This window comes from Nitratireductor aestuarii (assembly GCF_014641695.1).
GTDB lineage: Bacteria > Pseudomonadota > Alphaproteobacteria > Rhizobiales > Rhizobiaceae > Chelativorans > Chelativorans aestuarii.
The window spans coordinates 94,394-118,524 of sequence record NZ_BMIF01000006.1; the positions used below are offsets into that span (position 1 = coordinate 94,394).

At 59.6% G+C, this 24,131-nt stretch carries 21 protein-coding genes and 1 riboswitch; of the genes, 11 read left to right on the forward strand and 10 right to left on the reverse strand.

Annotation, left to right across the window (positions count from 1 at the left end; all coding sequences use genetic code 11):
- Window positions 1-94 precede the first annotated feature (94 nt).
- From IEX27_RS11120 to IEX27_RS11150, 7 genes are all read right to left on the reverse strand, one after another.
- Window positions 95-1,207 carry a sulfate/molybdate ABC transporter ATP-binding protein gene (locus tag IEX27_RS11120; protein ID WP_188721125.1) on the reverse strand — a complete coding sequence of 371 codons (1,113 nt, stop codon included), beginning with the start codon at window positions 1,205-1,207 and terminating at the stop codon, window positions 95-97.
- Window positions 1,208-1,218: 11 nt separating this feature from the next.
- Window positions 1,219-2,115 (reverse strand): sulfate ABC transporter permease subunit CysW, encoded by an 897-nt coding sequence (cysW, locus tag IEX27_RS11125; protein WP_188721126.1) that lies wholly within the window; start codon window positions 2,113-2,115, stop codon window positions 1,219-1,221.
- Window positions 2,108-2,947, reverse strand: a complete 840-nt coding sequence (cysT, locus tag IEX27_RS11130; RefSeq protein ID WP_188721127.1) for a sulfate ABC transporter permease subunit CysT — start codon at window positions 2,945-2,947, stop codon at window positions 2,108-2,110. The genes cysW and cysT overlap by 8 nt, the downstream gene beginning before the upstream one ends.
- Before the next feature lie 152 nt (window positions 2,948-3,099).
- The gene (locus IEX27_RS11135) at window positions 3,100-4,119 is read right to left on the reverse strand and encodes a sulfate ABC transporter substrate-binding protein (RefSeq protein WP_188721128.1); all 1,020 of its coding nucleotides are present in this window, start codon (window positions 4,117-4,119) and stop codon (window positions 3,100-3,102) included.
- A 263-nt stretch (window positions 4,120-4,382) separates the two neighbouring features.
- Window positions 4,383-7,649, reverse strand: coding sequence for a DEAD/DEAH box helicase (locus IEX27_RS11140; RefSeq protein WP_188721129.1), 3,267 nt, complete (start codon window positions 7,647-7,649; stop codon window positions 4,383-4,385).
- Window positions 7,650-7,739: 90 nt separating this feature from the next.
- Window positions 7,740-8,720, reverse strand: coding sequence for a zinc-binding dehydrogenase (locus IEX27_RS11145; RefSeq protein WP_188721130.1), 981 nt, complete (start codon window positions 8,718-8,720; stop codon window positions 7,740-7,742).
- A 164-nt stretch (window positions 8,721-8,884) separates the two neighbouring features.
- The gene (locus IEX27_RS11150; RefSeq protein WP_188721131.1) at window positions 8,885-9,877 is read right to left on the reverse strand and encodes a 3'-5' exonuclease; all 993 of its coding nucleotides are present in this window, start codon (window positions 9,875-9,877) and stop codon (window positions 8,885-8,887) included.
- Between the two features lie 264 nt (window positions 9,878-10,141).
- On the opposite strand from IEX27_RS11150, the gene IEX27_RS11155 reads away from it, so the two are divergent.
- Together IEX27_RS11155 and IEX27_RS11160 are read left to right on the forward strand one after the other, a co-directional pair.
- Window positions 10,142-10,741, forward strand: a complete 600-nt coding sequence (locus IEX27_RS11155; protein ID WP_188721132.1) for a DUF2239 family protein — start codon at window positions 10,142-10,144, stop codon at window positions 10,739-10,741.
- A 79-nt stretch (window positions 10,742-10,820) separates the two neighbouring features.
- On the forward strand, window positions 10,821-11,093 hold the full coding sequence (locus IEX27_RS11160) for a hypothetical protein (RefSeq protein ID WP_188721133.1): 273 nt from the start codon (window positions 10,821-10,823) through the stop codon (window positions 11,091-11,093).
- On the opposite strand, the gene IEX27_RS11165 is transcribed toward IEX27_RS11160, so the two are convergent.
- Window positions 11,071-11,559, reverse strand: a complete 489-nt coding sequence (locus IEX27_RS11165) for a GNAT family N-acetyltransferase (protein WP_188721134.1) — start codon at window positions 11,557-11,559, stop codon at window positions 11,071-11,073. The two genes, IEX27_RS11160 and IEX27_RS11165, sit on opposite strands and share 23 nt — an antisense overlap.
- A gap of 216 nt (window positions 11,560-11,775) precedes the next feature.
- Between IEX27_RS11165 and floR the strand changes: the two genes are divergently transcribed.
- The 6 genes from floR (at window position 11,776) to IEX27_RS11195 (ending at window position 18,304) form a co-directional block, all read left to right on the forward strand.
- Window positions 11,776-12,990, forward strand: a complete 1,215-nt coding sequence (gene floR, locus IEX27_RS11170) for a chloramphenicol/florfenicol efflux MFS transporter FloR (RefSeq protein ID WP_188721135.1) — start codon at window positions 11,776-11,778, stop codon at window positions 12,988-12,990.
- Window positions 12,991-13,375: 385 nt separating this feature from the next.
- Window positions 13,376-13,525 (forward strand): hypothetical protein, encoded by a 150-nt coding sequence (locus IEX27_RS11175; protein ID WP_188721136.1) that lies wholly within the window; start codon window positions 13,376-13,378, stop codon window positions 13,523-13,525.
- A gap of 530 nt (window positions 13,526-14,055) precedes the next feature.
- The gene (locus IEX27_RS11180; protein ID WP_188721137.1) at window positions 14,056-15,021 is read left to right on the forward strand and encodes a Bug family tripartite tricarboxylate transporter substrate binding protein; all 966 of its coding nucleotides are present in this window, start codon (window positions 14,056-14,058) and stop codon (window positions 15,019-15,021) included.
- Window positions 15,022-15,089: 68 nt separating this feature from the next.
- On the forward strand, window positions 15,090-15,557 hold the full coding sequence (locus tag IEX27_RS11185) for a tripartite tricarboxylate transporter TctB family protein (protein WP_188721138.1): 468 nt from the start codon (window positions 15,090-15,092) through the stop codon (window positions 15,555-15,557).
- A 9-nt stretch (window positions 15,558-15,566) separates the two neighbouring features.
- Window positions 15,567-17,084, forward strand: coding sequence for a tripartite tricarboxylate transporter permease (locus tag IEX27_RS11190; RefSeq protein WP_188721139.1), 1,518 nt, complete (start codon window positions 15,567-15,569; stop codon window positions 17,082-17,084).
- A 101-nt stretch (window positions 17,085-17,185) separates the two neighbouring features.
- Window positions 17,186-18,304 carry a fumarylacetoacetate hydrolase family protein gene (locus IEX27_RS11195; protein ID WP_188721140.1) on the forward strand — a complete coding sequence of 373 codons (1,119 nt, stop codon included), beginning with the start codon at window positions 17,186-17,188 and terminating at the stop codon, window positions 18,302-18,304.
- 44 nt (window positions 18,305-18,348) lie between these two features.
- On the opposite strand, the gene IEX27_RS11200 is transcribed toward IEX27_RS11195, so the two are convergent.
- Window positions 18,349-19,203: a pirin family protein gene (locus tag IEX27_RS11200; protein ID WP_210315526.1), complete on the reverse strand. Its 855-nt coding sequence runs from the start codon at window positions 19,201-19,203 to the stop codon at window positions 18,349-18,351.
- A gap of 116 nt (window positions 19,204-19,319) precedes the next feature.
- On the opposite strand from IEX27_RS11200, the gene IEX27_RS11205 reads away from it, so the two are divergent.
- Window positions 19,320-20,246 carry a LysR substrate-binding domain-containing protein gene (locus tag IEX27_RS11205; RefSeq protein ID WP_188721141.1) on the forward strand — a complete coding sequence of 309 codons (927 nt, stop codon included), beginning with the start codon at window positions 19,320-19,322 and terminating at the stop codon, window positions 20,244-20,246.
- 294 nt (window positions 20,247-20,540) lie between these two features.
- Here the strand turns inward: IEX27_RS11205 and IEX27_RS11210 are convergent, their stop codons facing one another.
- Complete coding sequence (locus IEX27_RS11210; protein WP_188721142.1) at window positions 20,541-21,173, reverse strand: isochorismatase family protein; 633 nt, start codon at window positions 21,171-21,173, stop codon at window positions 20,541-20,543.
- A 197-nt stretch (window positions 21,174-21,370) separates the two neighbouring features.
- Window positions 21,371-21,458, forward strand: a riboswitch (glycine riboswitch).
- 286 nt (window positions 21,459-21,744) lie between these two features.
- On the opposite strand from IEX27_RS11210, the gene IEX27_RS11215 reads away from it, so the two are divergent.
- Together IEX27_RS11215 and IEX27_RS11220 are read left to right on the forward strand one after the other, a co-directional pair.
- Window positions 21,745-22,431 carry a L,D-transpeptidase gene (locus IEX27_RS11215; RefSeq protein ID WP_188721143.1) on the forward strand — a complete coding sequence of 229 codons (687 nt, stop codon included), beginning with the start codon at window positions 21,745-21,747 and terminating at the stop codon, window positions 22,429-22,431.
- 85 nt (window positions 22,432-22,516) lie between these two features.
- Window positions 22,517-24,103: a peptidoglycan D,D-transpeptidase FtsI family protein gene (locus IEX27_RS11220; protein ID WP_244630342.1), complete on the forward strand. Its 1,587-nt coding sequence runs from the start codon at window positions 22,517-22,519 to the stop codon at window positions 24,101-24,103.
- Window positions 24,104-24,131 lie beyond the last annotated feature (28 nt).

Genomic DNA, 24,131 nt, shown 5'->3' on the forward strand with positions numbered 1-24,131 from the left:
GACAGGCTCTGAATAAGTCGGGCTGACCGTCTCCGTCGCTCATGGGCGGCAGAGACGACCCTCGCTGTTGTTTGCCACGCCTCTGTTGGAGACGCTAAACCGCTGCCCGCTGCAGAAGCACCGACTGAGCCGGAACCGGAGCAGGGGAGGTGTGATAGACAGGTTGTTCCTGAGCCGAAAATACCTTCCAGCGCTTTGGTCTGAAGGCAAGTCTGCTCTTGGTTGCTGCTGGATGCTCGATCGGTAGCTCGACTTCGATGCGGTGCTGTGCGCCGCCGATCTCGAGTTCGACATGCTTGGTGCCTGCAACGCGGCGGCTCGTGACCACCGTCCCGGCAAGGCATCCGCCGCAACCCTCGACAAGTTCAATGTCGTGCGGACGGAAGAACAGTGTCGCAGGACCGTTAGGAGCTGTGGGGTCCGTCAAGCCAATCGTTCGGTCCTGCAGCCAGATCTGGCCGTTGTCGACCCGAACGGGGAGCGAGTTGGAGTCGCCGATGAAGCTGTAGACGAAGGGCGAATTGGGCGTGTCGTAGACCTCATCGGCAGTACCAACCTGTTCGATGCGGCCCTGGCTCATCACGACCACCCGGTCGGCCAGTTCCAGCGCTTCCTCCTGGTCGTGCGTCACGAAAATGCTGGTGTGTCCGGTTGCATCGTGGATCTCGCGCAGCCAGCGGCGTAGCTCACGGCGAACCTGCGCGTCCAGGGCGCCAAACGGCTCGTCGAGGAGTAGCACGCGTGGTTCGATGCATAGCGCCCGTGCAAGCGCCACGCGCTGACGCTGCCCGCCAGAGAGCTGGCTCGGATAGCGGTTTTCGAGACCGGAGAGCTGTACCAGTTCGAGAAGTTCAAGTGCGCGACGGCGGATTTCACTCTTTGGAGGTCTTGTTCGCGCTGGCCGGATCTTCAGGCCGAACCCGATGTTTTCCAGCACCGTCATGTGCCGGAAGAGGGCGTAATGCTGGAAGACGAAGCCGACATTGCGTTCCTGCACGGACTTGGCGGATGCATCTTCATCGCCAAAGAGGATCTGGCCGCTGGAGAGAAAGTCGAGGCCGGCGATCAGACGGAGCAAAGTCGTCTTGCCAGAACCCGAGGGGCCGAGCAGCGCAATCAGCTCTCCAGGACGGATATCCAGGGAGATACCGTTCAACGCCGTGAACCCGTCGAAAGACTTCGTGACGTTCTTGAGGGCGAGTTCCATGATGTTCTCCCTTAATGCGGTCTGGTACCGGTCGCGAGCTGGTCGCCGAAGCGCCACTCGAGCCAGGACTTGATGATCAGGGTCACCAGCGCCAGTCCGGCAAGCAGTGACGCCAGGCTGAAAGCCGCGACAGACGCGTATTCATTGTAGAACAGTTCCACCTGCAGCGGCATGGTCACCGTTTCTCCGCGAAGCTTGCCGGACAACACCGCGACCGCTCCAAACTCACCCATGGCGCGGGCGTTGCAGAGCAGGACGCCATAGAGGAGCGCCCATTTGACGTTCGGCAGCGTCACGTACCAGAATGTCTGCCAGCCAGTTGCGCCGAGCGAAATGGCGGCTTCCTCATCACCCGTTCCCTGATCCTGCATCAGGGGGATCAGTTCGCGCGCGATGAACGGGAAGGTCACGAAAATGGTTGCGAGCACGATGCCCGGCACGGCGAAAATGATACGGATGTTGAAGTTCTCGTAGAGAAATCCGCCGATGGGCGCATTCGTGCCCAGAAGCAGGATGTAGACGAGGCCTGCTACCACCGGCGACACTGAGAACGGCAGGTCGATCAGCGAAATGAGGAAGGCCCGGCCGGGGAAGCGATGCTTGGCGATGGCCCAGGCGGCCGCGATACCGAAGACGAGATTGAACGGAACAGCGATGGCGGCCACCAGCAGCGTCAGCCAGATGGCCGAACGGGCGTCAGGAATGCTGAATGTTTCCAGAAACTTCCCAACGCCCTGCTGAAACGCCTCAACAAAAACGCTCAGGAGCGGCAGCACCAGAAACAGGCAGAGAAGCAGGACCGTCAGGCCGATCAGGATCGTGCGGGTGTGGGGCCGTTCCGTTACCGGTGACCGATAGCCCGTGTGATAGGTCGCGAGCTCGGGGAGGGTGGATGCGGTATCAGACAAGACCAAATCTCCTCTGTGACCAGACCTGGATCAGGTTGATGGCGAGCAGGATGAGGAATGATACTGTCAGCATAACCGCAGCAATGGCGGCCGCTGCCGGATAGTTGAATTCCTCCAGCCGGAACACGATCAAGAGCGGCAGGATCTCCGTCTGTCGCGGAATATTGCCGGCGATGAAGATGACCGATCCGTATTCTCCGACGGCTCGGGCAAAAGCCATCGCGAAGCCCGTCAGAATGCTTGGCAGCAGGGTTGGCAGCATGACCCGCGTGATCGTCTGGATGCGGCGCGCGCCAAGCGTCGCAGCAGCTTCCTCGATCTCGCGATTGAAGTCCTGCAACACCGGCTGGACGCTTCGGACCACAAAGGGCAGACCAATGAAAACCAGCGCAATCCAAATACCAAGCGAGGTGTAGGCAATGCGGATGCCGAAGGGGTCGAACAGACTGCCGATGATGCCGTTCGGCGCATAGATGGCCGTCAGTGCGATGCCCGCGACCGCCGTTGGCAGCGCGAAAGGCAGGTCGATGATGGCATCCATAACCTTCCGTCCGGGGAATTCGTAGCGGACGAGCACCCAGGCGATGAGCAGGCCGATAACCACGTTGAAGAGTGCGGCCACCGCCGACGTCACGAAGCTGAGGCGTAGCGCAGCGATGAAACGCGGACCAGTGACGATGCTGACGAATGAGTTCCAGTCGAGGTCAAACGTCCTGAAATAGAGCCCAGCGATGGGGATGAGAACAATTATAAAAAGATAGAAAATGGTAAAACTAAAGGTCAGCCGGAAACCGGGTATGACACTCGGCTGACGGAAGGCGACACGTTTCATACGCAGGGTTCCTTGTTGACCCATGTCCGATAGCAAGATGGTGCATCTGAAACCCATTGCAATGGGCAGACATGAGCCAAGCTCAGGGAGCGCCTGAGCCTGGCTTCTTCCGGACAGCACTCCGGGAGCGCGGAATGCATCGGTCTATACGGCTAGTTCGGCGAATAGATCTGGTCGAACAGACCGCCATCGGCGAAGTGAACCTTCTGGGCCTTCGCCCATCCGCCGAAGATCTCATCGTCGATCGTGACCATCTTGACCTCAGGGAAACGCGCCTTGTCTTCCGGATCGGCATATTCCATGTGTCGGGGCCGATAATAATTGGCGGCGATGACCTTCTGAGCTTCCGGCGAATAGAGATAGTTCAGGTATTCCGTGGCGATTTCGCGGGTGCCGCGCGCATCCACATTCTTGTCTACGATCGCCACCGGCGGCTCTGCCAGAATGGAAAGTGGGGGCACGATGATATCGAACTTGCCGGGACCAAGCTCCTCAAGAGCGAGGAAGGCTTCGTTTTCCCATGCCAGCAGCACGTCACCCAGTCCGCGCTGCACGAAGGTGTTGGTTGAACCGCGTGCGCCGCTGTCGAGCACCGGTACGTTCTGGTAGAGCTTGGTCAGGAACTCCTTGGCTGCTTCTTCGTCACCACCGGTGCGGTCGAGCTCGTAAGCCCAAGCTGCAAGGTAGTTCCAGCGTGCGCCACCGGATGTTTTCGGATTGGGCGTGATGACCTGGATGTCATCGCGGATCAGATCGTCCCAGTCCTTGATGCCTTTCGGATTGCCGGAGCGGACGAGAAAAACGATGGTCGAGACATAAGGCGTGGAATTATCGGGGAATTCCTGCTGCCAACCCGCTTCGATGAGGCCCGCAGCCTCGAGCGGAAGGATATCGCTGGCAAGGGCGAGGCTCACCACGTCGGCCGGCAGGCCATCCACGACAGTGCGCGCCTGAGAACCGGAGCCGCCATGCGTGGCGGTTACTTTTGCCGTTTCACCTGTCTTTTCTTTCCAGTGCTTAACGAAAAGATCGTTGTACTGGCGGTAGAGTTCCCGGGTGGGATCATAGGAAACGTTGGTAAGTTCCTGTGTGTAGGCAAACCCAAGCCCCGCAAACTGGACGGACGCCGCAAGAGCCGCAGTAAAGAGCATCGTTCTTCTAGAATACAGCATTATAGCCTCCGAGCCGTGTTGGACTGCTCTAAGATATTTATCGCGACAAACAATATCGCGATCGGCTCACTCTGAAATGGTTGTGGCTATCAAATATTTTTACCCTTCGAGAGCATAGCAGACGAAAGGATTTTCCTTGGTATGGCTTTTTGGGGGGCACCGTCAGCCAGAAAATTCGGCCGTTCAGTACGACAGCCACCCAACGCCGCCGAGATCTACGCTTTGGTTTGGCGCTGCGGAACCAGCTACGATTAAACTCTTTCCTAACCTGCTTGAGACATCACGATCTCAAGCAGGCTCTCGGCTGCCGCAAAGCGGTCATCGTCACTATCGGTCGCCCAGCGGAGGATTAGCCTATCTTCACTGCAAGCGATCTCCTGGTCCTTGTTCTTCGCCAGCTGCTTCTTCAGTCTCGCCCATTCCTTTGGCGCAAGCGTCGCCGCCACTGCCTGCGGTCCCCCATCAAGCTTGCGGATGCCGAGCATCGTTGCGCGCAGGCGTATCTCGGCGAGCCGGTAACCTGCTTCGAGCGTTGGAGGCAGGGTCCCGAAGCGGTCGGTGAACTCTTCACGCACACTCCGCAGTGCAGCCTCGTCCTCTACCTTGTCGAGTGCTGCCGCCAGTTCGATCCGCATTTCCGGTTGAGGGATGTAGGAGGCGGGAATGCCGAAGGTAATGCCGAGTTCTACATCGGCGCGGTGCTCGCCCTCCACATCCCGGCCCTGCACTTGCGCCAAGGCACGCTCCAGCAATCGGCGATAGAGCCCGACGCCAATGACCTGCAGATGCCCCGCCTGTTCCTCTCCGAGCAACTCACCTGCGCCACGCATATCGAGATCGCGACTGCTGATCTCGAACCCTGCGCCGAGCGAGGCGGTCTCTTCCAGCGTGTCCAGGCGACGCTTTGCCGTGCTGGACAGTTCCGCGTCGGGCTCAACCACCATCAGCATCGTCGCGCGCTGAACGCCACGTCCTACGCGACCGCGCAATTGGTGCAATTGCGCGAGGCCGAAACGATCCGGCCCATAGACGATCATCGTGTTTGCCGCGGGTACGTCGATGCCGCTTTCGATGATGTTCGTGGCCAGCAGAATGTCGCTCTGCCCAGCCGCGAAGGCCAGCATAGACCGGTCAACGTCGGCAGGCTTCATCGAGCCATGCAGAACGGTCAGCGAGAGATCCGGCACCAGTTCTCGAAGACGCTGTGCGACAGGCTCGAGATCCTCGATGCGCGGACACACGACGAAGCTCTGTCCACCTCGCTCGCGCTCAGCCAGCAGTGCCTTGCCGACAGTTTCAGCGCTGAAGGAAACAGTTGCCGTGCGCACGGGGCGGCGGCGCCTTGGTGGAGTTGCAATGATGCTGATTTCGGTCAGACCAACGAGGCCCGCCTGCAGGGTGCGCGGGATGGGCGTAGCGGTCATTGACAGGAAATGCAGGTCCGGCGCGAGTGACCGGATCTGCTTCTTGTGCCGGGTGCCGAAGCGCTGCTCTTCGTCGATGACGACAAGCGCCAGATCCTCGAAGCCGATATCCTTCCCGCAAATGGCATGGGTGGCGACCACGACCCTGATACTGCCATCGATGAGGCCGGCCTTTACTTCGCGGGCCTCCGCGGGCGTGTTGAGGCGAGACAGCATGGCGACCTCGATTCCGTGCCGGGCGAAGCGCTTGCGGAAGACATCGAAATGCTGTCGGGCCAGCACCGTCGTCGGAGCAACAATGATCGCCTGACGACCTGAGAACACGGCGGCAGCGATGGCACGAAGCGCGATCTCGGTCTTGCCGAAGCCGACATCGCCGCACAACAACCGGTCCATTGGACGTCCAGACGCCAGATCCTGGGCAATGGCTTCAGCCGCCGCGGCCTGATCCTCGGTGAGATTGAAGGGGAAGCTCGCGCAGAAGCGTTCGAATTCCAGACGATCGGGCTGCAATGGCTTGGCGCGGCGTCCGGCGCGCTCTTCAAGGGCGGCGATCATGCGGATGGCCGTCTCTCCGATATCCTGCATCGTTCGGTCGCGCCGCTGGATCCAGTTGCCGCCTTTCAGCCGGTCGAGCGCGACATCGGATTCGGCTCCGCCGTAACGCCAGATCAATCCGATATCCTTGAGCGGCACCAGCAGAACGGCGTCGTCGGCATAGCGCAGGCGCAGAACTTCGGCTTCTTCCTCTCCGCCGGCAGGTTCAAGGCCTTCCAGAACGCCAAGCCCGTATTCCAGGTGGACGACGACATCGCCGAAGCGAAGCTGGGCGTCCGCAATCTGGGCCGTTCCCAGTTCCCTTCCGGGCTGCCGTGCGGCCTGACCCGCAAGATCCCGCAGCGCAACACAGGCAATCTGCTCCTCATGATCGATGAAGCCCTGCTCGATCGGCTGTGCCAGGAACGACAGTTGATCCGAGGATGCTTGCCGCACCGCATCCCAATCTTCGACTGATGTAAGGCGGGCTTCCAGCGCCCGTTCCACGCGACGCTTCCAAAGCCGCAGCGCGTGGCCTTCGGGTCCAGCCAGCACCAGGCGATATCCCTGGTCGCGCAGTGGCTCGGCGAACCGCTTGAATGCGGCGAGGGGGTTACTGTCCCGCGCGAAAGCGGGAACGTCGGCAGCCGTCGTCGCTTCGGCAGCTGCGTCAATAGCGGCTTGCGTACGCTGATTCCATTCATCCCAGGAGAGGTATGCCGCAGCATCTCCATCTGCTTCGAAAGCCGAGAGGACGTCCCGGGCGCGGCGTCCGGCGCCTTCCTCGATGATCAGCTCTGCGTCGTCGAGATAGTCGAAGATGGTCTCCCCCTCGTTCGACGCCTCGCTGTCCGCATCGAACGTCTCGGTCGCGGGATCAACGATCAGATGCTCGGTGTCGTGGACGGATCGCTGCGTTACCGGATCATAGGAGCGGATCGCTGCAATTCGGCCGTCAGCAATTTCGATGCGGCACGGCCGCGGCGCGGCGGCGGGAAAGACTTCGATCACCTGTCCTCGCAGCACCGCTTCGCCGGGTTCATCGACCCGCTCGTCGAACCAATAGCCTATCGCCTCCAGCCGCTTCTGTACTTCCTTCGCCTCGATACTGTCGCCGGTGCGAAACTCAAGATGGATGCTTTTCCAGATGCTGCGCGGTGGCACGCGCCGCAGAGCCGCCTCAGGCGTTGTCACGATGATGCGCGGTCTGTTCTCGCGATCGAGCAGCCATCGAAGCACGCTCATGCGTCGGCCCATCGCCTCGGGGCTCGGCGGAATACCATCCGCAACTGAGCCATCCCAGCGCGGAAAGATGGCGGCCGAGAGGTCCCCGCCGAACAACCTCAGGAGCGCGGTAATGGCTTCCGCCCGACTTGTGCTGCGCGCGAAATAGAGCATCGGCGCAGCCGCTTTCTGGCTGACGCGCCGATGCAGAAACGAGGCAACCGCCCCTACGGGAAGAAGAACTTGCGTACGCTCCTCGGGCGATGGCTGCGATGCGCTGTCATCAACCTCGGGTGCGTCGGGAACTGCGCTTCGCGTGGTTTGCGTACCCGAGCTTGTTTTCATTCTTCTGTCTCCGCATCGAAACCGGCCAAGGCAAAGCGCCAGCGGAGAAAAAGGTTGCGCCTATGCTTGCGGCAGGGGCACGCACCCACGTTAGTATGTTGCCGTACCCTTGATGGCGATCTTGCCCTTGCGGCCAGGTTCGCCGCTTGCGCGCGCGGCATCTGCGACCTGATCGATCGGGTAGGCAGCCTCGATCGAGAGCTTGAGCTTGCCGGATGCCGCATCCTGCACCAGCTCGCCCAGCAGCTCGCCAATACGCTCGGGCTTCAGCGGCGGCTGGGCAGCCCAGAACCCCTTCACCGTAATGCCGCGAAACAACAGTTCGCCGGCGGGAATTTTCAGCGGCTCCTGCGTCATGGCGCCGAAGCTGATGAGCTCGGCTCCATTGGAAGCGACGCTCAGCAGCTGCATCGGCCCATCGCCGGCCAGCGAGTCGATCGCGCGCGACACCTTCGCGCCGCCAGTGATAGCGCGCGCTTTTTCCTGCCAGCCGTCCTCTTCGGTAGCTACGACGTTGTCGATACCCATTGCGCGCAATTCTTCCACTGTTTGCGAACGCCGCACCAGGCCCAGCACATTGATGCCGCGTTCGGCCGCATAGCTTGCCAGCATCTTGCCGACCGCGCCGTTGGCGGCGTTCTGCACCACCCACTCACCTTCCTGCAGATTGAGCGATTCCAGCAGCATTCGTGCTGAAAGCGGCATCGAGACGAGCTGGCACGCAGTTTCGTCGTCCACGCTGTCCGGTACGGGCACCGAGCGCTTCGCGTCAGCCAGATAGTACTCCGCCCATGTTCCACGCGCGCCGCCTGCAATGCGCTGGCCGACCTGAAAATTGGTGACACCCTCGCCCAGTTCCTCGACGATGCCCACGGCTTCGGTTCCGGGAACTGCCGGAAGCTCCGGCTTGAAGCTGTACTGGCCGGCGATGGTCATCAGGTCGTGATTGTGAATTGGTGCAAGAACCATTCTCACCAGCACCTGACCCGGCCCCGGCTTCGGCCTCTCCATCTCCTGGCTGGCAAGCACGTCCTCCGGTCTGCCAAGTTCTGCATGAACAGCGCTTCTCATATCGGGCTCCTTCAGTTGCTGGTGGGAGTTCGGGTCAGGTGTGTTCAGGGCTACGCATATGGAACCCGGCACCTGCCCTTTCAACACACAGGCAGCAGAAAGGACAAGCTGGAGGCAGCCTCATTGCCTCGCCCGCTGTTCGTTCAAACGTCTGAAACGGAGGCCTAGCCCTTCCGGAACCGGTCGGCAGCGGTCAATCGCCGGGTCAGCGGTTCGGCTTCGGGCCAACGGTAGATTTCGTCACGCAGATAGGCGAGTTCATCTTCGTAGAGGTCTTCGTCGATTTCGATCCACCAGGCCTTGGGCCTGCCGTCGCTGCCGTCGGACCAACGATAGCCGCGTGCTTTCAGGTGATCCTTCATGTCGAAAGGCGCATGTTCGGCGAAGATGCGCATCCGGCAGCGCCCGCTCGACTGCAGGAGCTCCGCAAATGGCGCAATTCCCCCGTCGCCTATCGGCCGCGCTAGAACTTCAAGCAGGGCATGGCAATCGTCGGTCGCGCGGTGGCCCTCGTGGAAGAGGCCTGACTGACCCACCAGATAGCCGAGCTTGTTACCTTCGAAGCCGTGATCGGCCCAGCGGATTTCCGTAACAGAGCACGCCCATACCTTCGGCACGAAGGTGGGCGAGAGCTTCTCGCAGAATGGTCGGTCGAAGCCGGCATTGTGCGCGATCACCAGATCGGCCGGCTCAACCAGTTCCTCAAGGGCCGCGAGATCGATCTCCTGTCCAGCCACCATCTCGTCGGTGATGCCGGTAAGCCGCGTGATCTCCGGCGGTATCGGCGACGACGGCTGGCGCAGGCCACTATAGACGCCCACGACATCTCCGATCGCACCCGTATCATCGTAGGTGAAGGCGACGGCGCCCACCTCGATGATCTCGTGCCGGTCGTGCTGCAGGCCGGTTGTCTCCGTATCAACGAGAAGGCCAAGCCGTGGAAATCTGCTCTCGGAGCGCGGGATGATCGGGCGCGGGGTCAGCTTGCGCAGGATGCGGAAGCGACCGCTCTCCTCCAACAGCCTTACCGCTTCGTCCTCGTCCCAGCTATACGGCACGGGCGCGGGCGCCGGCCTGCGCTTGCGCAAGGGGCGCGCAACCTCACGGTAGCCTGGTGCTTCATCGAAAAGATCGAACTGGGCGGATGCCGCTTTCATGTCATGCGTACCTTCATGCTTTGCCGCAATGATCCGCCCCGTCCTGCCTTGCGAATCGGCGTCTACTATACGGCATCCACGGCGGAGGAGGAGAGTGGACAAGCAGCCGGCTCATTTCGTTTTCCTGCGCGCTCAGTTCGACAGCAGGATGGCAATTGCGCCGTGCGCGATCGCGACAAACGCATAAATATTACCCGGGTAGTATTGACTTGCAGATTCTACCCGGATAAAAATCGCAGAAGTTAAACTTGGGAAGGATCCGCTATGTCAAACCCTGTTCGCTGTACTGCTTTCATAGGGCCGCGCCTGTTGGCTTCCGGGGCACCAGGTGATGTTGCGATCGCTGTCAAGAAAGCTTTGGAACGCGAGACCCGGGATCCTGTCGTCATTTTCGATGACGCGACAGGGCGGCAGGTCGACTTCGATCTACGCGGCTCTGACGAGGAGATTGCGGCACGTCTCAAGGATTTAAATGCGCCCGAACAGGTGAATGCAACAAGGTCTCCGGGGCGCCCCAAGCTGGGCGTCATTTCCCGTGAGGTCACCCTGCTTCCTCGTCATTGGGATTGGCTTTCACAACAGCGGGGAGGCGCTTCTGCAGAATTGCGGAGGCTGGTTGATGCTGCTCGGAAGGCAGACGAGCCCTTGCAGGCCGCACAGCAGGCGCAGCAGGCGGCGGACCTCTTCATGATGGCGATGCTCGGAAACGAAGCGAACTACGAGGGCGCTGCAAGGGCGCTCTACGCTGCCGACCGAGATCTTTTCCATGAGCTGAGCGAGCCTTGGCCTGCGGACCTGCGCGATCACGCCCGGTCGCTGGCCGAACCCGCATTCGCTCTGGCCCCTGGCGCACGACAGGCGTGAAAACACTTCGCACTCTTGAACCACCAGTTCCAGATCGCGTGGTCGCTGCTCACCTACCATCTTGGAAGGAGATGAGACCATGTCCGCAGTCAACAAGCAGGTAATTTTGCGTGAACGGCCAACGGACAAAGTCAGGAATAAGCATTTCGCGATCATCGAGTTCGGTGAGGCGTTTGCAACGCACTCTCGGTCGATTTCGGATGGCTGTCTCGTTAGCCGCGAAGACATTGTCCATGGTCTCGAAAACGCGCCCGCGGTTCTGCAGAGGCTGTTCGTCGGCGCGAACATCGGCAAGCGTCTCGTGCGCGTCGGCGGAGAAGGCGGTGCATTCAGCGACGCACCTGAGCGATGAAACGCTTTGATACGGTGTGAGCCGTACGTCTGTAATTCTCAAATCCGAGCCTGTCATAGAAGGCCAGTGCAGGCCTATTCTCGAGCCTGATGGTGGCATCGATGAAGCGAACACCTGCGGCTTCGGCAGCAGCGGCGGTCTTCTCGAACAAACCGGTGCCGGTGCCAAGACGGTGATGACCGGGTTGCACGTAAGTCGAGATGAAGGCCCAGTCTGCCGGCAGCCAGTCTTCGCCCGGCCAGTCCGGATCAGACCACTCCAAGGACTGGAAGCCTCTCACCTTGGAGCCTGCCACCGCCACGAAACAGGAGATTCCGCGCTTTGGAGAAATGAATTCGCGGCGGATACGCTCGCCATCAAACGGAGCCTGGTGCGACGTCAATCCGCCGATCGAGATGATCTCAGTGAGGATGGCCGCCATCTGATTGGCGTCGCCATCGCTGGCCGCTCGAATGACGATGCTCATGATCCTTTGTCCCGTCTTCTCGACTTTAGAAGTAAGTTACGATAATTCGATCCAGCAATCCTGTTCAATTCGGGGAGTGACATGGGAGACGGAAAGTCCGCAGACAAGTAAGCCGCAGCAACGGTTTCTGTTGTTGCGGCGTTCTGTAGAGCCAATCCGTTCCGATTGCTGTCGAACGAACGCCGCTTTGCTTCCATTCAAGCGGATGTTTTCGTCATGACAACCACACGATCCGCGTGGTCTTACACGCTGCCCGCAGCTCTTCTGCTGATGGCACCCTTCGACATCCTCGCCTCGCTGGCGATGGACATCTTTCTTCCCGTCGTTCCGGCGATGCCGGGTATTCTCAACACGACCCCAACCATGATTCAGCTCGCGCTCAGCCTCTACATGGTGATGCTTGGTGTGGGACAGGTGGTGTTCGGCCCGATTTCAGACCGCATCGGACGACGGCCTGTCCTTCTTGCAGGCGGGGCGCTCTTCGCTGTTGCGTCCCTCGGCGCGGCCTGCTCTTCTACGGCGGAAGCCTTTCTCGGCTTCCGTCTCATCCAGGCGATTGGTGCGTCGGCGGCGCTGGTGGCCACCTTTGCGACGGTACGCGACGTTTACGCCAACCGCCCGGAGAATGCAGTCATCTATGGCTTGTTCAGCTCGATGCTGGCTTTCGTCCCGGCCATCGGTCCGCTTGCCGGAGCCGTCATAGCGGAATGGTTCGGATGGCGAGCGATCTTCCTGACGCTCTGCGCACTGGCGGCTCTCGCCGTCGCGAACGCGTCGCTTCGGTGGCATGAAACCCGCCCGGTTACCGAGAACGAGACGCATCCTTCCGTCCGACCCATCTTCGCGAGCCTTCCGTTCTGGATCTACACAATAGGCTTCAGCGCGGGTATGGGTACGTTCTTCGTCTTCTTCTCCACAGCCCCGCGCGTGCTGATCGGGCGAGCTGGCTACTCGGAGTTCTGGTTCAGCCTGGCATTCGCGACCGTCGCCCTGGTCATGATTGTGACCACCCGCTTCGTAAAGGCGTTCGTCGCCAGGTGGGGCATTGCCGGTTGCGTCGGGCGGGGGATGGCCCTGCTCGTTTGCGGAGCGACGCTCCTGGGCATCGGCGAGCTTTACGGCTCGCCGTCATTCCTTACCTTCATCCTGCCGATGTGGGTGATCGCAGTGGGCATCGTTTTCACCGTGTCTGTCACCGCAAACGGCGCTCTGGCTCAGTTCGATGAAATCGCTGGATCTGCAGTCGCCTTCTACTTCTGCATCCAAAGCCTGATCGTCAGCATTGTCGGTACGCTGGCGGTGACGCTGTTGGACGGAGACACAGCCTGGCCGCTCGTCTCCTACGCAACGGTGATGGCTCTGCTTGTAGCGGGCGGGTTGGGTATGCTTCGGTCCCGAAACCTTCAAGGCAAGAGTTCGCCGGTGACCTGAGCAACGCAGCGCATGTCGTTGGTGGCGGCTTCGCGAATGGTATCCCGAGAGCCGCCACCAATTGCAGAGGATCAATGAACAAAGGCCATGCGGCCGGTGGCGTCTCGGATTGCGCTTGATCGCCCTGCCGTTTTAAACGCAGTGACGTGGAAAATGTCACGGACACCTCTCCCAATCCGGCGACGCCGCCGCAAACCTGGGCATCTGGAGCCACAAAATACATCCCTGTGCATGACCCTGTTAAGATGATCTGGCCCTTCTTAAGGCCGGTCTGCCTGCCGCGGTTATGACTGGCGAGCCAAATAAAAGCCGCTCGAGATCCATTGCTGGATTGCCACACACTGTTGCGACGACTTCTTCTCCATTCACTTCGAGACGGGCTCTGATGGCTGCAAGGTCGATGCCGCCAGCTGGCATCGGCAAGCTGCGCAATGATTTCCCAGAAAGTGTCGAGTGCAAGGGTAGCCTGCGCCTGAGACTCATCGGCAGCAAGATGGTCGCGTCTGGCTTGGACCCGCTCTCGTTCGGCAACTAGAATGGAGTTGTAAGGATGTGCTGCCACAATAAACCTCTGGCTATTGCCGAGTTTGCGGGTTGACAAAGAATTCCGTCTCAGCAAGCATTTAGTGGACATAGTGTCCACTATGTGGATAGAACACTGCGTTGGCGGACTAGTCCACCTGATCAAGACGGGGAGGTGATGTGACTGCGATCTGGAATCGCTCAAGACCGCACAGGAACCACCTTGCTTTTTACGAAAAGATCGCTGCCGCGCCCATATCAGATGTCGCGGTCCCGAGCGCCAGCATTCTTCCAGGGAACAGCCATGAACATGATCAAATACCTTATAGCCAATCGGTTTGGCGCGGATGCTGTTTCGCCTTTTCGCCCGACCGTGAGCGAGCTTGGTCTGCAAGCCCCTCAACGGTGATGGGCGTACGGACTGCAGGCCTGCTGGAGGAGGCCATGCAGGTCCTTTCACCGGATCGGCCTTGTTGGATGTCCCTGACGAATGGCCTCACTCGACTGACACTGCACAATCAACCGCAACTTGGGAGGAATAACATGAAATTCGCAAAAGGTATTATTGCAGCTCTCCTGCTGTCGGCGACCGCAATGCCCGCATGGGCAGACTATCCCGAGCGGCCCATCACTCTCCTGGTTGCGTGGGGTGCCGGCGGCGGTACCGATGCCGTTGCGCGCGTCATCGCTGTCGGCCTGGAAAAGGAACTCGGACAGTCCGTCAACGTGGTAAACCGCACCGGTGGCTCAGGCGTTGTCGGCCATGCGGCCATGGCGGACGCTGCTCCCGATGGTTATACGCTTGGCCTTGCAACGACCGAGGTCAACCTGATGCACTGGCTCGGGCTGACGGAACTGGACTACAACGTCTACACACCTCTTGCCCTGATGAACCAGGACCCGGCAGGTGTGCAGGTCTCTGCCGATTCCGAGTATACCAACGTCAATGAACTGCTGGAGGCGATCAAGGCGTCGAAGCCCGGCACCTTCCGCGCAACGGGCAGCGGCCAGGGATCGAGCTGGCATGTGGCAATCGCCGGCCTGCTCAATGCTTCGGGCATCGATGCCTCCACCGTTACCTGGGTGCCAAGCGATGGTGCCGCGAGTGGCCTGCAGGAACTGCTCTCGGGTGGTACCGAAATCGTACCGACATCGCTGGTCGAGGCTCGAGCTCTCATCGAGGCGGGTCGCGTGAAGTCGCTTGCCTACATGAGCAAGGAGCGCTCCACACTCTTCCCAGACGTGCCCACTCTGAAGGAAGAAACGGGTTCCGACTGGGAATTTGGCGCCTGGCGCGGGATCGTAGCACCGAAGGGGTTGCCGGATGACATCCGTGACAAACTGATCGCTGCCCTGGAGAAGGTCTACAACAGCGACGACTACAACAAGTTCCTGAGCGCACAGGGTTTTGGCGCGAGCTTCCTCCCCGGTGAGGAATTCGGCAAATTCCTGGCCACCAATGACGTGAACTTCGGTGAAACGATGAAGGCCATCGGCCTGGCCAAATAGCCGAGCCGAGCGATCCGCAGGTCCGGCGAAAGCCGGGCCTGTCCGACAATCATCGATCAGGTGCTCTCATGCGATTCAGCGACACCACCATCGGAGCGGTATTCCTGCTCGCGGGCATCCTGCTTGCCTGGTATTCCTTCAACCTGCCGGCAATCCCGGGGCAAGCATATGGGGCTGCTACGTTTCCCCTTCTCATCGCTCTGGGTTTTGTTGGATGCTCGGTGCGCCTGCTTTTCTCCGGGGTCAGACAGGGCGAGCCTTGGCTTGTACTTTCCGACGAGATCAAGAACCCGAGGGCGCTTGCCGGCGTCGCAGTGACGGTGCTTCTCGTCCTGTTCTACATCTTCTTCGCCGATGTTCTCGGGTTCATCCCCACGGCCATCATCATAACTTTTGCAATGTTTCTGCTCCTGAAGGTTCATCCCGGGAAGGCCATCGTTCTGGCGGTCTTGGCAGCCTTGGTGTGCGACTTCGTCTTCAGGACGTTGCTGCTGGTTCCCTTGCCCTTTGGCATGATCCCAAGGCTTCCCTGGTAGGAGAGAGAAATGGACGTCATTCTTCAAGCCTTCGGCCTGGTAGCAAATCCCAATGTGATCATCACCATCATCGCCGCGTCCATCTTCGGGCTCTTCGTTGGCGCCGTACCGGGACTGACCGCAACGACAGCAACTGCACTGTTGGTTCCGCTCACCTTCTTCATGGACCCGGTTCCCGCTGTCGGTGCAATCGTTGCCTGTTCGGCAATGGCGATTTTCGCCGGCGACATCCCGGCCGCATTGTTGCGCATCCCGGGAACGCCGGCTTCCGCAGCCTATGTCGATGACACCTACAAGCTGACGCAGATGGGCAAGGCAGAACTTGCTCTGGGTGCCTGCGTCCTCTTTTCGGCCCTCGGCGGGCTTTTCGGCACCATCGTGCTGATCTTTGCTGCACCTTCGCTGGCCGAATTCGCGGTGAAGTTTTCATCGCCCGAGTATTTCTGGATCGCGCTCCTCGGCTTGACCTGCGCAGTCTTCATGGGCGCATCCAATCCGGCCAAGGGTCTCCTCAGCCTGTTCATCGGCCTCGTGATCGCATCCGTCGGTCTGAACAACCCCGCTGGTGTTCCGCGGCTGACATTCGGTTCGACCGAGATGCTGGCCGGCATCGACTTCATTCCGGTGATGATCGGCATCTTCGCCATCTCGGAAGTTTTCCGAACCGTCCTGAGCGGGGGCAGAAGCTGGGAAGAAGCGCCAGCTGCAGTCGGAAACATCTTCCGCGACTGGGGAAGCATGCTGAAGAGATATTGGCGGCAGCTTCTGCGGGGCAACGTCACGGGGACCGTGGTCGGCATTCTCCCCGGCGCCGGTTCGGACGTGGCGGCCTATGTCAGCTATGCGATCAGCCGGTGGTTCTCCAAGACACCGGAGAAATACGGAACGGGTCATATCGAGGGTGTCGCTGAGGCCGGATCGGCCAACAATGCCGCCCTTTCCAGCGCCTGGGTGCCTGCGCTCGTCTTCGGCATTCCCGGGGACACGATGACTGCAATCGTGATCGGCGTGCTCTACATCAAGGGCCTGAACCCCGGACCGACCCTGTTCATCTTCAATCCGCAGACGATCTATGCGGTCTTCCTTATCTTCATTCTCGCCAACCTGATCATGATCCCGCTTGGATGGGCGCTGATCAAGCTTTCCAAGAATATCCTTCGCGTCTCCAAGAAGGTTCTCATGCCGCTGATCCTGATCTTCTGCATCGTCGGTGCCTTTGCCTCCAACAATGCGGTCTATGGTGTCACGATCATGCTTGTCTTTGGTGTCGTCGGTTACCTGATGGAGGAGAACGGCATACCCATTGCACCCTGCGTGCTCGGCATCGTCATCGGCCCTCTCCTGGAGAAGAACCTGATCACCACACTAATCAAGTCGCAGGGAAATCTGATGGACTTCATCAACCGTCCAATTTCCTTCGGCATCTTTGTCCTCTTCTGCCTGATCTGGGTGACGATCATCATCTCTTGGATCAGAGCTGCCAGACGACCGGACGACGAGGTGGCGAGCGTGAATGCTGCGGATTGAGCAGGCGATGCAAAGAAGCAAACAGAGAGCGGCTGCAGGAGAAGTGGAAACCGGTTTTCCGTCCGCAGCCGCGAGAAACAATAGGTCTGGGAGCAAGATCCATGCATTCTGAAGGAACCTATGTGGGCCGCGTGTGGCGTGAGGACGTGGCCGGACCGGCACTGGTGAAGATCGAGGACGGGATCCTTTACGATATCACCTCCCGGTCGGCACCGACGATGCGCGATCTCCTCGAAATGGACGATCCTGCTGCTTTCGTGGCCAGTGCGACAGGCCAGCCTCTGGGGCCCGTGCCGGACGAAGGAGCCAGGGCGGACGGCTTGAGGTTGCTTGCACCTGTCGATCTGCAGGCGATCAAAGCCTGTGGCGTCACCTTCGCGCGATCGATGATCGAACGGGTGATCGAGGAGCATGCGTCCGGGGCGCCTGAGGCGGCAGCCAGCATACGCGCGAAGATTGGAGCCATTCTCGGAGAGAACCTGCGCAATCTGCGGGCTGGATCGCCTGAAGCGGCCCGCGTGAAGCAGTTGCTGATCCAGGAGGGTGTCTGGTCGCAGTATCTCGAGGTCGGCATCGGTCCGGACGCGGAAGTCTTCACGAAGGCGCAGGTCCTCTCGGCCGTGGGGCATGGCGCATTGGTGGGGATACACCCGGTGTCCACATGGAATAACCCGGAGCCGGAAATCGTTCTGCTTGCCGACAGCCTGGGCAGGGCAAAGGGTGCGACGCTCGGCAATGACGTCAATCTGCGTGACGTGGAAGGTCGCTCAGCCCTGCTTCTCGGCAAGGCAAAGGACAACAACGCATCCTGCGCGATTGGTCCGTTCATTCGTCTCTTCGATGGGGCCTATACGATCGAGAATGTCAGGACCGCCGAGATCAGTATCGAGGTGCGCGGCGAGGACGGTTTTACCCTGGCGGGGAAAAGCTCCATGTCGGAAATCAGCAGAGATCCGCTCGATCTGCTGGCCCAGACCATCGGCGAGCATCATCAGTATCCGGACGGACTGGCGCTGTTCATGGGCACGATGTTTGCGCCGACCGACGATCGTGGAAGGCCGGGCGAGGGTTTCACGCACAGAATCGGCGACATGGTCACGATCTCGAACCCGGAGCTAGGCGTTCTCATCAACCGGGTCGCTTATACCAACGACTGCCCGAAATGGGACTTCGGCATATCGCACCTGATGCGAAATCTTGCCGCCCGCAATCTGATCTGAGAATGGGGTGAAGCGGAGCGGCAACAGGTTCTTCAGCCGGCAGTTCAGTATGACGCCTGCGATAACCGATATCTTCCCACTGTGCCGAGCCGAACAGCAGGTGCGTCCGGATTGATCGAAAAGCAGACGACCACGCTGTCTTCCAATGCAGTGAGCACAGTTGGATCGGGGCGGCGGATCAAGCCCGTTTCGGCCTCGGTAAATGGAGTACCACCCGCCAGAACACTCCCGGTGAAAACGTAAAAATAGCTGTCCCAGCCGTTCGGCGGCGCGGGCAGGGCTGTCTGCGATCCTTGCGACAAGCGGATATCGTGGAATTTTGCGTCGTTGCGAACGAAGAAGGGCGCATCCGAATTTTCAGGACCGAAGAGGTAACGCCATTCATTCAGTCGCGCTTCCGGCATTTCTCCGAACTGAATGCCGGGTTTGAGATCTGCAGCGCGTGGGCGGACGAAGATCTGCAGCATGCGCAGATAAGGATCAGAGGGTAAGACCCTTTCCTCATGCCAGAAACCTGCGCCGGCGTTCATGACCATCAGATGCCGGTCATCGACGACGAGTTCACCGACGGTCATATCGGTATGCCGCATCACACCGCCCGGGACCCATGAAATGATCTCATCATTCGTATGTTCGTGCAGACGTATGTGCGTGCCGGGTTCCAGGATCGATTCAACGATGAGAGCCAAGGGCCCGTAGCCATGATCGTCTGGCTCCGGCAGGTTGAACCCGGGCAGATTGAGGTGCATCGTGAACGATCCCTGGCTTCTGATGATCCGAGTTCTCGGCGCCTTGAAGATTTCGCTGGTGATGAGTTCTGCGGTCGACATCGTTTTACTATCCCTTTGTGAACGTTGATCTTCAGCTTGGCTCGAGTACCGGCATGCAACTTTGCGCATGAGGTTTCATCCGCTACTAGAAAGCTTTGCTGAATTGAGAAGAAGAGATAGAAGCAGAGCAGATCGCCGCGTAGTATCCTAAACCGGATCGTCACGTCCCACGGATGGAACGGGCAATGCAGGATCTGAATGACCTCTATTATTTTGCCAAAGTGATTGAAAATCGGGGCTTTGCACCCGCCAGCAGAGCACTCGGTGTGCCGAAATCCACCCTTAGCCGAAGGGTAGCGGCGCTGGAGGAACGGCTTGGCATGCGCCTGCTTCAGAGGAATGCGAGCAAGTTCTCGCTGACCCATATCGGCGAACTGTACTTCAAGCAGTGCCAGGCGATGATTGCTGAGGCGGAAGCGGCACAGGATGTGATCGATCGCACAAAGGCTGAGCCGCGCGGAGTAATCTCCGTCACCTGCCCGGTCTCTCTGCTGCAGGCGCTTGTCTCACAGATGGTCGCCCGTTTCCTGGCCGCATATCCGCTGATCACAGTCAATCTTGCGGCGACGAACCGTCGTGTCGACGTTATCGAGGAGGGGGTGGACGTAGCTTTCCGTGTCCGTTTCCCGCCACTCGAAAACAGCAATCTGGTGATGAAGAACCTGGGCACGAGCGAGCAGTTGCTCGTCGCGCATCCGGCCTTCCTGGATGAACACGGCCGTCCTGATGATCCGCGGCAGGCTGCAAGCCTTCCGAGTATGGACCTTACGCGGGTCATGCCGCGCCACGCCTGGGAGCTGACCGGCGAGGATGGCAACGTCCTCGCTGTCCCGTTCCAGCCGCGCTATGTCACCGATGACATGGCGGCGCTCCGTGATGCCGCGCTCAACAGAATTGGAATCGTGCAACTGCCTGAATACATGGTTCGCAGCCATATCAGTAATGGTGAGCTGGAGGTGGTGCTTCCGAAATGGAAACCGAAGGCTGGCATCGTGCACGTCGTCTTCGCCTCGCGACGGGGTCTTGCTCCAGCCGTGAGACATTTCATCGACTTCATGGAAAAAGAATTCGCGCTGGTTTCGCGCGGCACGCCGGTCGGGATAGCATTCTAAACCTGTTCAGACTTTCACAGAAACTCTGAACTGCTCTCTCGCGGCTGCGGACGGAAAACCGGTTTCCACTTTCCTGCAGCCGCTCTAGAAAGCTGAATTGCCGACCCTGATTGGGGAAGACGGAGCGCATGCCTCTTCAACGGGGCGGCGCAACTGCAGACGGAGATGTGAGCTATCTTTTCCGCCTCCGGGGAGGCCGGTCAACGACATGATCACCGGCAACGGGCAGGCTCTGGCTGCCCGTCGACTGTGGCAGATGCCGCAGCGGCCTTGTCATGCCGCTGCCAGCGGCAGTTACCTGGTTCCTTCCTTGAGACCAAGAAGCTGCCATTCCCAACGAAGGCCTTGGCCGAAACCGCCACCGTGTTCCTCGAACAGCTTGGTGACCTCGCCAGCCGTCTCCTCGCGAGCCCAGTCGCGCTGCACCTCGCTGACATAGGACCAAGTGGTGGTCGGGATAGCGCCAGCCTGGATCATGCGCGCCACGGCCATGTCATGCGCTTCGCGGCTTGCGCCTCCGGAAGCATCGGTGATGAAATAGACCTCGTAGCCGTCGGCCAGAGCGGAAAGGACCGGCATCTGCAAGCAGACTTCGGTCCACAGGCCAGCCATCACCAGCTTGTTCTTTCCGGTCTGCTTCACCCAATCGACAACGCGGGAATCTTCCCAGCTGTTCAGCGTGGTGCGGTCGATCGGAACCTGCTCGGGGAAGACGTCCTGGATCTCCTTGAGAAGTTCCTGCCGTTCCGCAAATGCAGTGGTGAGATGGATCGGGATGTTGAAGATCTTTGCGGTTTTGCTGATAGCTTGAGCGTTGCTGATAACCTGCGAAGCCTCATGCGAGCGCAGCGTCAGAAGCTGGAGGTACTGGTGGTCAATCAGCAAAAGTGCGTGATTGTCCGGGGTCAAGAGGTTGTTCGATGCCATTTCTTTCTCCTTCGCTAATGGCAGAGGTTAGTCTGACGAGACGAAGGTAGAAGTGCATCTGCCTGCCGCGTAGACAGCGATAGCGGGTCGCCGCGTTCCACCGGTGGAACGCGCGGCTGGCCCTACACCGTGGCGATATCGTGAACGGTGTGTTCACCGGACCTTGGTTGCTGTGCTCTCTGCACCGCGTTATCCATTGCGGACAAGCGGGAGAGAGTCGGCCCCCCGACCGCCGAAGGAGCAACCGCCCCGGAAACTCTCAGGCACCCGGACCGCTTCGATAGACAACACTCTGAAAAGCGGAGCTGCAGCTCCCGCCCAAGGTGTAAGCTGACTCCAGCGTGATGCAGATCAGCGATACTCTCAGGCCAATGACAGAGGGGGCTCCGACGCCAGCGCATGGCGTAGCCTTTGTGGAGCCTGACTTTACCCTGCATCACCCCGCGCCCTGACGCGAAAGAATACGCCCTCCAACACATTCGGCAGTCTGCCCTTCCGCGATCAGGGCTGGCCACGATCGACGCGCCCTTGCAGAGGGCAGCGTGCGTCGCTGACTTACATTGGACATTTCATGACAACACCACGCACCATCGACCGACGACTGTTTCTCAGCGGAGCCGGAAGTTTCCTTGGACTGGCGGTGTCGGGCTGTGCCACCAGCTCCGTTCCCGGTTCAGTGGAGCCTGCCCAGGAATTGCCAGCGCCCGCATTTTCCGAGGACGTGCTCCTTATGTATCGGGCAATGCCGGAGGAGCGGTTTCCGATTCCGGCGGTGGACTTGACACGCCTCGATCCGGCTTTTCATCGGGCAGTCGTCGACTATTCGACATCAGAAGCGCCCGGCACAGTCATTGTGGATACCCCAAACTGCTACCTCTACCACGTCGGTGAAGGCGGAACCGCCACGCGCTACGGCGTAGGGATTGGCAGAGCGGGGTTTGAGTGGTCGGGACGCGCCCATATAGCTTATGGGCGCGAGTGGCCCGTCTGGACACCTCCAGCTGACATGATTGCGCGCCAACCTCCCCTTGAGAAATGGAGATACGGCCAGCCACCTGGCATCAACAACGCCCTTGGTGCGCGCGCCCTCTATATCCATCAAGGCAACCGTGACACGCTTTATCGCCTGCACGGAACTGGCGAGGCCCACACCATTGGCAAGGCAATCTCGTCAGGCTGCGTGCGGCTCCTGCATCAGGACATTGTTCACCTCTACGATAAGGTGAAGTGGGGCTCTCCGATTGTTGTTCTGGCCTAGGGGTTGCCGGCAAATGCCATGTCCACGACGGTACCCACGCAGTGAGTTGACGCAGTCGCGGATTCGCATTGCGGCACTGACCTTGATGCTCGCTTATTTTGCAATCGGTGCAAGACTTGTCCAGTTCGGCCTTGAAGGGCCTGCAGTTCCATGGGTCGCAGCTGGTCAAGTTGCCGCGCATAGGCCAGCCATCCTCGACCGCCATGGTGGGAAGCTCGCGGTCGACCTGAAGACCTACTCGCTGTTCGCAGAGCCGCGGCGGATTGTTGACGTGGACGATGCCATTGACAGTCTTCGCACCGTCTTTCCCGACCTGGATGTCCGAGACATGCACGCCAAGCTTTCGGGAGAGCGCGGCTTCATCTGGTTGAAGCGTCACCTCCCGCCCCAGATGCACAACCGGATCATGGCGCTTGGGATCCCCGGAATAGGGTTTCGGTCCGAGATCAGGCGCTTCTATCCTGCGGGACGCACCACAGCTCATGTCGTAGGATTAACGGACGTCGATAACCTTGGCGTGTCTGGTCTGGAGAGATGGATAGACACACAAGGGTATCGTGAGCTCAGGGAGTTGGGACTTGGCGGTAGTGAGAGCTTCTCCCCGTTGAAGACATCGATCGATCTGAGGATTCAGCATGCCTTTCACGATGAGCTTACCGAGGCCATGGGAAAGTACGACCCTGCAGGAGCTGGCGGGCTCCTCCTGAACATCAAGACGGGTGAGGTTCTGGCGCTTGTTTCTCTGCCGGATTTCGACCCCAACAAGCCGGTAGAGGCGCATCTTCATGATCGCCTTAACAGAGTGTCGGGAAGCGCGGCTGAAATGGGATCGATCGTCAAGACCTTCACAACGGCAATGGCGATCGAGAAGAGCAATGCCACCCTGAATACGCTCTATGATGCATCGAAACCCCTGATCGTGGGACGGCAGCTGGTCCGCGACTACTACGGCAAGAACCGGCCGCTTACTTTAGAGGAGGTGTTTCTTTACTCCTCCAATATTGGGTCCGCTCTGGAAGCCCGGGCCGTGGGTATTGAGAAGCATCGCAATTTTTTGAAAAGCGCAGGACTTCTCACCAGATTGCAGTTCGAGCTCCCAGAGGTGGCCACGCCCCGCGAGCCATCCCGCTGGAGCACTGCGACCTCAATCACTGCGTCGTTTGGGCATGGGTTTGCCACCACCCCATTACAGACTGCTTCAGGCATAGGCGGCATACTGAACAATGGAATTTTGGTGAACCCAACCTTGATCAAGCGAGGCAAGACGGATGCCGAGCTGGCCTCGAGACGGATCGTGAGCGATCGTACGAGTGCCATGATGCGCCACTTGTATCAGCTAAGTGGCGAAAAGGGATCGGGACGTCGCGCTGCAGTGGCCGGGCTCAATGTAGGCGGCAAGACAGGTACCGCAGAAAAAGTGATCGCGGGTCGCTATGCGAGGAACCGCAACTACAATGTCTTTGCCGCTGCTCTGCCGATGGACGATCCGGTTTACGTCTACCTCGTTATCATCGATGATCCGAAACCCAAGACTTCTACGCGAGGTCTCACCGCCGGCGTTACTGCAGCTCCGGTCACGGGCAGGATCATTCGGAGAACCTTCGGGTTTCTGGATGTGATTCCTAGCTTTGGCGCTTCCTCTCCGACTCCAGTCGACGAGAGTATTGGCTAGAGGCGGCGGCAAGCTGACGATATGAGAC

Coding starts and splice junctions, on each gene's coding strand:
- IEX27_RS11120 (WP_188721125.1), bottom strand. CDS start 1,207: ATGGAACTCGCCCTCAAGAACGTCACGAAGTCTTTCGACGGGTTCACG.
- cysT (WP_188721127.1), bottom strand. CDS start 2,947: ATGAAACGTGTCGCCTTCCGTCAGCCGAGTGTCATACCCGGTTTCCGG.
- IEX27_RS11135 (WP_188721128.1), bottom strand. CDS start 4,119: ATGCTGTATTCTAGAAGAACGATGCTCTTTACTGCGGCTCTTGCGGCG.
- IEX27_RS11140 (WP_188721129.1), bottom strand. CDS start 7,649: ATGAAAACAAGCTCGGGTACGCAAACCACGCGAAGCGCAGTTCCCGAC.
- IEX27_RS11145 (WP_188721130.1), bottom strand. CDS start 8,720: ATGAGAAGCGCTGTTCATGCAGAACTTGGCAGACCGGAGGACGTGCTT.
- IEX27_RS11150 (WP_188721131.1), bottom strand. CDS start 9,877: ATGAAAGCGGCATCCGCCCAGTTCGATCTTTTCGATGAAGCACCAGGC.
- IEX27_RS11155 (WP_188721132.1), top strand. CDS start 10,142: ATGTCAAACCCTGTTCGCTGTACTGCTTTCATAGGGCCGCGCCTGTTG.
- IEX27_RS11160 (WP_188721133.1), top strand. CDS start 10,821: ATGTCCGCAGTCAACAAGCAGGTAATTTTGCGTGAACGGCCAACGGAC.
- IEX27_RS11165 (WP_188721134.1), bottom strand. CDS start 11,559: ATGAGCATCGTCATTCGAGCGGCCAGCGATGGCGACGCCAATCAGATG.
- floR (WP_188721135.1), top strand. CDS start 11,776: ATGACAACCACACGATCCGCGTGGTCTTACACGCTGCCCGCAGCTCTT.
- IEX27_RS11175 (WP_188721136.1), top strand. CDS start 13,376: ATGGCTGCAAGGTCGATGCCGCCAGCTGGCATCGGCAAGCTGCGCAAT.
- IEX27_RS11180 (WP_188721137.1), top strand. CDS start 14,056: ATGAAATTCGCAAAAGGTATTATTGCAGCTCTCCTGCTGTCGGCGACC.
- IEX27_RS11185 (WP_188721138.1), top strand. CDS start 15,090: ATGCGATTCAGCGACACCACCATCGGAGCGGTATTCCTGCTCGCGGGC.
- IEX27_RS11190 (WP_188721139.1), top strand. CDS start 15,567: ATGGACGTCATTCTTCAAGCCTTCGGCCTGGTAGCAAATCCCAATGTG.
- IEX27_RS11195 (WP_188721140.1), top strand. CDS start 17,186: ATGCATTCTGAAGGAACCTATGTGGGCCGCGTGTGGCGTGAGGACGTG.
- IEX27_RS11200 (WP_210315526.1), bottom strand. CDS start 19,203: ATGCGCAAAGTTGCATGCCGGTACTCGAGCCAAGCTGAAGATCAACGT.
- IEX27_RS11205 (WP_188721141.1), top strand. CDS start 19,320: ATGCAGGATCTGAATGACCTCTATTATTTTGCCAAAGTGATTGAAAAT.
- IEX27_RS11210 (WP_188721142.1), bottom strand. CDS start 21,173: ATGGCATCGAACAACCTCTTGACCCCGGACAATCACGCACTTTTGCTG.
- IEX27_RS11215 (WP_188721143.1), top strand. CDS start 21,745: ATGACAACACCACGCACCATCGACCGACGACTGTTTCTCAGCGGAGCC.
- IEX27_RS11220 (WP_244630342.1), top strand. CDS start 22,517: ATGCTCGCTTATTTTGCAATCGGTGCAAGACTTGTCCAGTTCGGCCTT.